This window comes from Streptococcus sp. HMSC10E12 (assembly GCF_001807855.1).
Lineage (GTDB): Bacteria > Bacillota > Bacilli > Lactobacillales > Streptococcaceae > Streptococcus > Streptococcus salivarius.
The window spans coordinates 9,111-11,326 of the sequence record NZ_KV791095.1 but is presented as its reverse complement, the minus strand read 5'-3'; the positions used below and the strand labels follow the sequence as shown (position 1 = coordinate 11,326).

General features: G+C 38.8%; 1 protein-coding gene. It reads right to left on the bottom strand.

What is annotated here, in order from left to right; genetic code table 11:
• Positions 1–399 precede the first annotated feature (399 nt).
• Positions 400–2,216 (bottom strand): glucosyl transferase (locus HMPREF3112_RS06170; RefSeq protein WP_070438687.1); only part of this gene is annotated, 1,817 nt, incomplete at its 5' end.

Genomic DNA, 2,216 nt, shown 5'->3' with positions numbered 1-2,216 from the left:
AGTTATCAGCTTTAGCTTCCTCAGCGAAGGCAGGCTTTGCGATGAGGGCAAAACCTGCAAGAGCAGTTGCACATGAGAATGCAATCAAACGTTTTTTGGACTTAGGTCCAGTAAAATTAGAATGTACTTTCATACTTTTTCCTCCATTTCCTAAGTCCTATTATAGCGCTATTTTAGAGACTTTCAAGAAAAAATAAGAAATTTAGACAAAAATAAGAAAACGATTACATAGGAAAGCGAGTAAATGGCAAATGTCACAATTTTTGCAATCATAGGAACTTAAAAAATAAAAAAATCCAGGACCTGTGCCCTGGATAAGGAGATTATGAAAAAGAAAAGTTTTAGGATGATTATAGTATATAGAGCAGAGCCTAAAGTTTTCTTAAAGTAAGGAATAGCTTAAACTTTAGTCGCGTTACCATTTTCATCAAAATGATAAGTTACACCTTTGATAGTACGTGTTTGGTTAGTGACGAGTTCACCAGAGTTTTCATCGTAGTAGTGACCATCTGGTGCAAAAGCGCCTTTAACTTGTCTACCATGATTTTTATCGAAGTAAAGTTGTTGTCCATTAATCTGAACGGCACCAGTAGCTGCTGAACCATCCGCATAGAAGTAGTACCAGTAATTACCCCATTGATAGAAACGATTTTTAATTGCTCTACCGTCATGACCGAAGTAGTAGATTTTACCATCGATGTAATTAATACTGTCTTGCCACATGTCACCCAGTTGGGTGTACTTATAGGCACCTCCTCGACGGAAGTAATATAAATCACCATTGATTTCATGAAGTCCAAGGACTTTGTTACCTTTCTCGTCAAGATAGTAAGTTAAGCCTCTGTTATCTTTAACAAACCCAGCTTTGGTTACTTTGCGACCATTATCTTTATCGTAATAGTACTCAGGCATATAGACGCCATCTTGACCAAATCCTCCTTTAGCTTGTACCCCTCGATAGTTGAAGAAGACATCTTGTCCATCGATATTTCGAGCTCCCTTGACTGGCTTACCGTCTTTACCTACATAGAACCAATTACCCATGTATTCAACATAACGATTGGTTACAAGATTTCCAGAATTAATATCGTAGAATGCGTATAAATCACCGTAGGAATCACCATAAGCACCTTTAACCTGTTGACCATTGTCGCGGAAAAATAACTTTTGACCGTTAATGATTTGAGCACCAGTGAGGTTGTCTCCATTTACGTTCTTATAATACCAGTTTCCATTATCGTCGCTATAATAACCATTTGGGTTAGGAGCATCCATACCTACGCCGTTTTCATCAAATCGATAGGTCATACCATTAATTGTTAGAGTGGTGTTAGAGACGCGTGCTCCAGAATTAGGATCATAGTAGCGAAGAACACCATTGTCGAGAACAAGCTCTCCCTTAGCTTGACGACCATTAGCATATAGGTAAACGATTTGACCGTCTATATTGACTTCACCATCTTGAGGACGAATAGCATTTCCATCTGCACCATAATAGTACCAGCCATCATTTTCTTGGACATAGCGATTTTTAACGGCTTGACCAGTAACTGAGTCAAAATAGTAGCGACGGGTAATATTAGTAGGGGTACCAAAACCATAAGTACGTGGTGAATTTTGCCCTTCTTCTAGTAAAATGCTGATTCCTTTTTGTAGGACGCCGGTATCAACAGGAGAGGCAGCTTCACGTGCTTTGAAATAGTAGATATTACCATCAATTTCACGTATTCCTGTAAATTTAGAACCATCGTTCTTGATGTAAAAGGTTTGGCCTTTTTTATTCTGAACTAGACCTTCTTTTCGGACCCTTGCACCAGAGTTAGAGTCGTAATAGAAAGTTTGATCTGGATAGCTATAGTCCTCTCCGCTAAAGTCACCTTTGATTTGAACACCTTTATAATCGAAGTAGACTTCTTGACCATTGATAGTTTGTTCTCCAGTGAGTGGATAGCCATCTTTACCTAAATAGTACCAATTACCTTGGGATTCAAGGTATCGATTCGTCCATAGTTGCCCAGTATCAACATCGTAGTAACGAAATAGATTATTATTCCTATCGAGTAAAGGCCCCTTAACTTGTTGCCCATTACTGCGGAAATAAACATTTTGGCCATCGATAGTCTGTTCGCCTACGAGGTTTTTACCACTGGCATCTTTATAATACCAGTTGCCTTGGTCATCACTATAGTATTGACCACCAGTGACGTTTGTTTCAT